The organism is Priestia sp. P5_B4 (assembly GCF_056400385.1).
On the sequence record NZ_JBFULJ010000150.1, the window covers coordinates 1 to 6957 of the forward strand.

The following is a 6957-nucleotide window of genomic DNA, read 5'->3' on the forward strand; positions in this document are numbered from 1 at the left end:
CCTTTAGGTTTGCCTTCAGAAATATGAGTAATAACATGCTTAAAGATATTTTTTGCCATGCCTGTTTCATTAGGACTTAAAATGTAGCCGTCTTTAGCAGTTTCATAGCCTGTCCATACGGAAATCGTATAGTTTGGCGTAAACCCATTAAACCAAACGTCTTTTTCACCAGCGTCTGGAATGTTGTATCGTTTTTTCTCGTCAGCACTAAAGTTTGAAGTTCCGGTTTTACCCGCAATTTCTAATCCAGGTGTACGAACAGCACGAGCTGTACCATATGATTCGTTTACAACAGATTTCATCATGTCCGTCATCATAAATGCCGTGTAATCTTGCATTGCGCGTTTTGATTTTGGTGTTAAATCAATTTCTGTTCCATCTGGGAATTTTACCTTTGTCACTGTATGAGGTGCATTGTACATACCTTCATTTGCAAAAGCGCTATAGGCTCCAGCCATTTGTAGCGGTGTAACACCTGTACGGAAGCCTCCGATAGAATAAGATTCAGAATAAGCTTCGCCATCTTCTTCGTCTAATTTTAGCCCAAGGCCAGTAGCAAACTCTTTTGCTTTGTCTGCCCCGGTTGCTTGAAACGCTTTTAAAGCAGGGATGTTCAGTGAGCGTCCTAAAGCTTCACGCGCTGAAACCCACCCTTTATAATTGCGTCCGAAATTTCGGATTGGTGTGCCGTTTGAATAATGATATTCTTCATCTTTTATCGGTTGTCCAGTGGACCACTTTAAGTTCTCAATCGCTGGGCCGTAATCTAAGATCGGTTTAATGGTTGAGCCGGGCTGGCGTCTCATATTTGTTGCAAARTTTAAGCCGCCTGACACACGATTACGTCCGCCTCCAATTGCTTGAATACCGCCTGTTTCATTATCTACAACGACAAGACCTGCTTGGAATTTATCATTCGGGAAGTTGACTACTTTGTTATTCATCACATCATCCACATAGTCCTGAGCATTAGTGTCAAGCGTTGTATAAATTTCTAAGCCCGCAGAAAATGGATCTGCGTCTGTTTTCTTTTTTACTTCTTCGATTACTTGATCAATAAATACATCGTACTTAGATGTTGATTCAGTTTGTTTAGCTAAGTGAGCTTGTACATCTACTTGTTTTGCTTTGTCTGCCTCGGCTTGTGTAATGAAGCCGTTCTTAGCCATTAAGTTCAATACTGTGTTACGGCGTTTAGTAGCATTCTCTGGGTTTGTAACTGGGTTATAAGTAGTTGGCGCTTTTGGTAAGCCTGCCAACATAGCAGCTTCATCAAGAGTTAAATCTTTTACGCTTTTAACTCCGTAAAATTTCTCAGCTGCTCGTTCAATACCGTATACTTCACCTGATGCGAAATATATTTTGTTTAAATACATTTCAAGAATTTGTTGCTTGGAATATTTACGCTCAAGCTGGTAAGCTAACCACATTTCTTGTACTTTACGTTTAACCGTCTTCTTTGGTGATAAGAACGAATTCTTTACCACTTGMTGAGTAATCGTACTACCGCCCTCAGCACCGAAGCCGTTTTTAAAGTTCGCCATTAATGCTCCGCCAATTCGGTAAAAGTCGACGCCGTGATGTTTATAAAAACGAACGTCTTCCGTAGCGATAAATGCGTTTTTGACGACTTGAGGGATTTCATCGTATTGCACATATGTACGTTTTTGAGCTCCAATTTCTTTTACAACTGTCTTTCCATCGTTTGCATATACTTTAGATGAAAAAGAGTTTTTTAATACCGAGTCATCAACTTTTGGAGCATCGCTTATCATAGCAAAAAAAGTTCCCACTCCGGCAATGAGCCCGATGATTCCTATCAGTAAAACTGCGGCAACAATTTTACGAAATAGGCCTCCTTTTTTCTTCTTTTTCGGTTTTCCTTGAGATTTACCTTCTGGTTTGTTGTCATTCAAAGCTCTTCGTCGTTCTTCACGAGAGCGATAATTATCTGACATAAAAACTCCTACCTTTCAACGCATTGTAAGAGAATGATTTCCGTAAACATATATATCATACTCTTAAAAGTATAATTTATCTATAGTTTTTATGTAATCGATTCTCGGATGGTAACCAAGTTCGATGAAATGTCCTTTTTTTTCAATATCTGCCTTAGGAATTGATTTTCGTCCATCTTTTTTCATGGCATCCCAATAAGGAAAAAGGAACTGTGCTTCGAACAAGTATATTTCTTGTAAAGTAGAGAACATTAATATAACGAAACAAACCCCGTTTTGTTTCACAATTTGTTTCATATGTTCAATTTGATGTTCATGAAAATTACGCAGCGGAAATGAGGTTTTATTTCTCGTTTCTTTTGCTTCAAAGTCAAGGTGTTTTCCTTTATAGACTCCATTATAGTCTGTAGTAGAAGCCTGTTTAAAATAAGCTTCTTTAATAACAGCGGCACTTCTCTTCGGATAGTCTACTTTTACAATTTGAACAGGGGTTGGTTTTTTGTGAACAATGGCTATTCCTTTTGAAACATAGTATTCGTTTGTTTCGTTTAAATCGTCCTCCAGCGTCATACCACGATTGCTATAGCTAGCTTCTAGCTTTTTAGGGGAAGGACTGCTGGTATTCAATGGCTTATAGGCCTTTCCGTTAGGATAGCGAATCATAACCATCACTCCTTTAGTGTAAATCTATTAAACAAACAAATTCTATTATACCAAATCCTACAAATAAAAATAGATGAAAGAAGATGAAGAGATGTCACTCAATAGTTCGGAACAAGCGCTGTTGACGGCGATTAAAAAAACCACAGACAAGCTGAATATTGATAATATATCAAGAACCCAGGCTTATGCAACTTTTTATCATAGATATCCTGAAGTAAAGTKGGCATTTCTCGCAAGTATGGTGTCACGAAACGCAGGATGGAATATGTGTGATTTGCAAGGGAAAAACATGAAAAAAGCGTTATCAAAGCAAACGCGCGATTTATTATTTTTGACGTATGAAAGAGCAAATTGGCTTATTTTTAAAGATGTCTTCCCACAATTACTATTGTATGCTGTTTCACGTAAAAAACATGTCTCTTACGTGCATTTACTTCCCTATTTAAATGTTTCATCTTTTATCGAAGAGAAGTGGAGACAATTTATGCACAGACCTTGTGAACTGCAGCTTATTCATGCGTTAATTGTGAATGAGCAGCATGTTATTCAACAGCCCGTTATTGAACAGCCTTTTTATCAAGATAGAGTGTTTAAAAGTWCGCTGTTTTTTTTTCAAGATATATTCCACTTTAGTTCCGTCCTTTTTCCTACTACAAAAGGGGAATTATACGGTTGTTCTGTTCATGATTTTACAAAAGTAAATAATCGGATTGATTTGGGGAAGAAATTAGCGGCTTTATTATTTCATGAAAAGTATTATCCCTTGTTTTATGAATTTTCTTTGAAAACAAAGCATACGGGTTCGAGATACGATTATGAGCAGTATTTTGTGAATAAAACCAGTTTCCGTACACCTGCTCTTCGAAAGGTGTATCCGGCTATTAGACATCATGAAAAGAAGAGAGAAGAGTGGTTTTTAACGAAAAAAGAGGAACAAAAGCTCATGAAAAAGCCGTCTTTTCCAAAGAAAGTTCATTTTACAAAGTGGTATCTTCAAAAGCAAAAGCAGCTGTATATATTAATGAAAGTAGCGCAAGTATTTAATGTAAATAAAAACGGTCACAAGTGACCGTTTTGTTCTTAAGTAGAAGGCTGGTTAGGACCGTTTAACTTTTTAGGATCACCGTAGGTTTTTGTTTCAGGCTTATTTTTAGGCTGTGATTTTTGCTGTTTGTTGGCCATATCTAGGCACCTCCTATCATGTTGTAATAAACGTTCAGCAGCGGAATGTATCTGCTTAGCTGAAATGTCTATACTAGTGTTTTCAATATGTTCACTTTCGATTCACCATAAATGAAAATGTCGAAAACATCTTTCTTTGACGAATAGAAACTAGTTTTGTCATGTGTGAAGGGACAATGAAGAAAAGAGAGAATACGTTATGCAAAGGAAAATTTGGAGGGATGGCGATGAAACAAAGTATGGTTAAAACAAGCGAAATGATGACTTTATTAGATAGCTTACTAGAGCAAGTAGATTTAGTGGATAAAACGATGTCTACATCTATAAATGAAGCATTTACACATTGTGAAGAAACATATATGGAACAAGTTCATCGCATTGACCAATCACTGCAAGAAATTGAAGTAGCTGTGTATGAAAGCATGCCTTCCGAAACAGAATGGAATAGAAGCCGAAGAGAAATGGTTCTTCATACAGTATAAAGACTGTTTATGTTACAATAGTCATCGTAGAGGTGACGAATAACGATGAATGAAGATGTGAAAAAAAGTACGGAGATCATGTTTCAATATAATGAAGTAGCTGTAGAACGATTAGCGTCTATTCAACAGGAAGAAAATTATGAAGTGAAATTTTTTGAAGAAGTAAAGCCTTATGGAGATATTTTCTTCAAAGAACTTGATGAATGGGCTAGTCTCGTAACGGAATGGCTGAAGAAAGAGCGACCAAAATATATTCATGTTAATCAAGTAGAGACGTTAAAAGAAAATTTACAAAACGTTGTACTACAGTCGTTTTATCCCGAGACGCGAGAAAAGCGATTTAAAAAGATGTATCACTCAAATAAGTATGTGCTCGAGTCGATATTGAATAATTAATCCCGGCCTTCCGTTGAGACTTATAAGGTGGGGATTTTCTATGTATGAGATTGTGACAAAAGTATTTTACACGAAATGAAAAACGAACTATCGATCAAAATTTTTGATTCGTAGTTCGTTTTTTTTTTGATGAGAAGCATAGGTTTCATTTGTTTTGKTCCTTCTARCAGTTGATTGGAGAGCAAGGCGAAGACTCCTACTCCTGCGGGAAAAGCGGAACAGATGAGACCCCGCAGGAGCGCAAGCGACGAGGAGGCTCATCGGCCGCCCGCGGAAAGCGAAGCCTTGCACGGAGATCAACTGCGGTGTCATAAGCGATTCAGCTCATGTATCCCATTTGTTCGGCTCAAGATTGGATTCACTTTGTTATGTCCCAGCCTCTTTTTATCATATCAATCAAAAAGTTAATCAAAATCTTTTTGAGATTGGATAGAAACAGCTGGGTGATCTTGTGAAGCGACTGTATCGATATGATAATCAACTTTTTCAGTATGTTTAGAAGCAACGACGTTATTTGTTTTAGTTGCTGCACTTTGGCCTTGCTTTTTATGATCAAAATGTTTTCCACGACTCATGAGATAGACCTCCTTTATTGAATACTACGTTAAAGCTTTTATAGTATAAACAAGTCAAAAAAGAAGTATGTGTCCACTTTATAGGAAACAAAGAAACCACCGATTTCTCGGTGGTAGTAAAAAAATTAATCATCTTGTGCACTAAAATCGGGCTTAGTAGCTCCAATTTGTTCGAGTTCACGTACAGCGGCTTTGTAATTCATAGGAGTTAAAAAACCTTTTAAATACTGCTGCTGAGCAAAATCGAGTAATTCATTACTTGACTGCGGCTCATACTGTTTCACCGCAATAAAAGCTTCTTGAAGTTCGTTCACATACATGTAAATTCCCTCCTAATCCCCATTTGTGCCACTACGTATCGTAGTATCACTTGCTCTTATCGTACCATATATTTAAATAATCTCGTTTTTTTGAAAAATTTAAACTTTCGACAGAAACCTACATATTTTTGAATGTGTTTTCCAAAAGTACAAGTAGACGAACGTCACCTCTTATTTCTGCATACATACTATATATTATGTAATATTAAAAAGGAGGTATTGATTTTGCATGTATACAAGTAAGCATTATCCGTATTATGAGCAACATCAACCAGAACGTTTTGATTTAAGTCAGGTACATCCATTTCCGCAGTATCATCAGCAGCCATGGACGGAAGCTTATATGCCGCAACATCCGTACGCTCAGCAACAAATGCCTTTTGGTCCTCAGCAAATTCCCTACATGAACGGAATGTACCAGCAGCCCATGTACAATAATGCAGGTGCGCCTTTTAATCCATACCCTAAAGCTCAGCAACAAAAGCCTCAGCCTTCTCAATTTCAGTCATTAATGTCTCAGTTTAAATCGAGTGATGGCAATTACGATATGAACAAGATGATGAATACTGCGGGGCAGATGATGGGAGCCATGAACCAATTAACATCCCTAGTTAAAGGGTTTTCCGGGATTTTCAAAGTATAAGGACTAGAAGGTGTTTTCTAGTCCCTGCTTATTATTTTTTCTTTTGATTTTTCAAATAGGTTTCTCCAAGAAGTGTAAATACTTCATTGTAAGTTAATCCAGACTGAGCATTTAAACGTTTGACTTCTTCGACATCTGTTGTTGATGAAGTTGAAATTTGATGCTTGCTTTTTTTCATAAAACCTCTCCTTCTCTATGTAAAATGAATAACATCCCATCTTAGTATATTTCCAAATGTGCCCTACTATAAGTGGAAAAAAAAGCCGAAGGCACTCATGGTTCTTCGGCTTTTTTTTTGCAATAAAGATGAGTGTTTAGAGAAATTAAGAGCGGCGTGAACGGCGAGCACGACGTGAACGACGAGAAGAACGACGTGAACGACGAGAAGAACGACGAGAGCGGCGAGTAGAACGGCGTGAACGACGAGAAGAACGACGAGAGCGGCGAGAAGAACGACGAGAGCGGCGAGTAGAACGACGAGAGCGGCGAGTAGAACGGCGAGAGCGGCGAGTAGAACGATGAGAGCGGCGAGTAGAACGATGAGAGCGGCGAGTAGAACGGCGAGTAGAACGGCGAGTAGAACGACGAGAGCGGCCAGTGCTACGAGAAGAGCGACGCGGCTTTGTTAGTGGACCGGCAGTTGGCTCTTGAAACATAAAAGATTTCAGTTCTGTACATTCCAGGGCTTCAGCAGCCTCTTTAATTTTTTCAGGTGTAATATGCAATACAAAAACCTCC

The 6957-nt window shown here is 38.2% G+C and carries 12 protein-coding genes; 5 read left to right on the top strand and 7 right to left on the bottom strand.

Annotated elements, in window-relative coordinates:
- Both AC1DRF_RS13325 and recU read right to left on the bottom strand, forming a co-directional pair.
- Positions 1–1958, bottom strand: a 1958-nt coding sequence (locus AC1DRF_RS13325) for a transglycosylase domain-containing protein (protein WP_477740906.1), incomplete at its 3' end; no start/stop codon positions are given.
- 63 nt (positions 1959–2021) lie between these two features.
- Positions 2022–2621: a Holliday junction resolvase RecU gene (gene recU, locus AC1DRF_RS13330; RefSeq protein ID WP_045293843.1), complete on the bottom strand. Its 600-nt coding sequence runs from the start codon at positions 2619–2621 to the stop codon at positions 2022–2024.
- A 73-nt stretch (positions 2622–2694) separates the two neighbouring features.
- On the opposite strand from recU, the gene AC1DRF_RS13335 reads away from it, so the two are divergent.
- The gene (locus AC1DRF_RS13335) at positions 2695–3690 is read left to right on the top strand and encodes a DUF2515 family protein (protein ID WP_477740907.1); all 996 of its coding nucleotides are present in this window, start codon (positions 2695–2697) and stop codon (positions 3688–3690) included.
- A gap of 11 nt (positions 3691–3701) precedes the next feature.
- Here AC1DRF_RS13335 and AC1DRF_RS13340 read toward each other — a convergent pair whose 3' ends face one another.
- Entirely contained in the window at positions 3702–3803 is a 102-nt protein-coding gene (locus AC1DRF_RS13340; RefSeq protein ID WP_016763465.1) for a hypothetical protein, read from the bottom strand.
- 227 nt (positions 3804–4030) lie between these two features.
- Here AC1DRF_RS13340 and AC1DRF_RS13345 point away from each other — a divergent pair, with 227 nt between their 5' ends.
- The 3 genes from AC1DRF_RS13345 to AC1DRF_RS13355 all read left to right on the top strand — a co-directional run bounded on the left by AC1DRF_RS13345 (position 4031) and on the right by AC1DRF_RS13355 (position 4995).
- On the top strand, positions 4031–4285 hold the full coding sequence (locus AC1DRF_RS13345; RefSeq protein WP_013056112.1) for a hypothetical protein: 255 nt from the start codon (positions 4031–4033) through the stop codon (positions 4283–4285).
- A gap of 45 nt (positions 4286–4330) precedes the next feature.
- Positions 4331–4681, top strand: a complete 351-nt coding sequence (locus tag AC1DRF_RS13350; protein WP_013056113.1) for a YppE family protein — start codon at positions 4331–4333, stop codon at positions 4679–4681.
- A gap of 170 nt (positions 4682–4851) precedes the next feature.
- A complete protein-coding gene (locus AC1DRF_RS13355) occupies positions 4852–4995 on the top strand; it encodes a hypothetical protein (protein ID WP_230184583.1) in 144 nt (47 codons plus the stop codon).
- Between the two features lie 90 nt (positions 4996–5085).
- Here AC1DRF_RS13355 and AC1DRF_RS13360 read toward each other — a convergent pair whose 3' ends face one another.
- Together AC1DRF_RS13360 and AC1DRF_RS13365 are read right to left on the bottom strand one after the other, a co-directional pair.
- A complete protein-coding gene (locus AC1DRF_RS13360) occupies positions 5086–5256 on the bottom strand; it encodes a hypothetical protein (protein ID WP_230184582.1) in 171 nt (56 codons plus the stop codon).
- A 125-nt stretch (positions 5257–5381) separates the two neighbouring features.
- Positions 5382–5576 (bottom strand): YppF family protein, encoded by a 195-nt coding sequence (locus AC1DRF_RS13365; protein WP_013056115.1) that lies wholly within the window; start codon positions 5574–5576, stop codon positions 5382–5384.
- Between the two features lie 229 nt (positions 5577–5805).
- On the opposite strand from AC1DRF_RS13365, the gene AC1DRF_RS13370 reads away from it, so the two are divergent.
- Positions 5806–6219 (top strand): YppG family protein, encoded by a 414-nt coding sequence (locus AC1DRF_RS13370; RefSeq protein ID WP_013056116.1) that lies wholly within the window; start codon positions 5806–5808, stop codon positions 6217–6219.
- A gap of 31 nt (positions 6220–6250) precedes the next feature.
- Here the strand turns inward: AC1DRF_RS13370 and AC1DRF_RS13375 are convergent, their stop codons facing one another.
- Positions 6251–6397 carry a hypothetical protein gene (locus AC1DRF_RS13375; RefSeq protein WP_016763466.1) on the bottom strand — a complete coding sequence of 49 codons (147 nt, stop codon included), beginning with the start codon at positions 6395–6397 and terminating at the stop codon, positions 6251–6253.
- A 145-nt stretch (positions 6398–6542) separates the two neighbouring features.
- A partial coding sequence (locus AC1DRF_RS13380; protein WP_477740908.1) for a CotG/ExsB N-terminal domain-containing protein occupies positions 6543–6957 on the bottom strand: 415 nt, incomplete at its 5' end.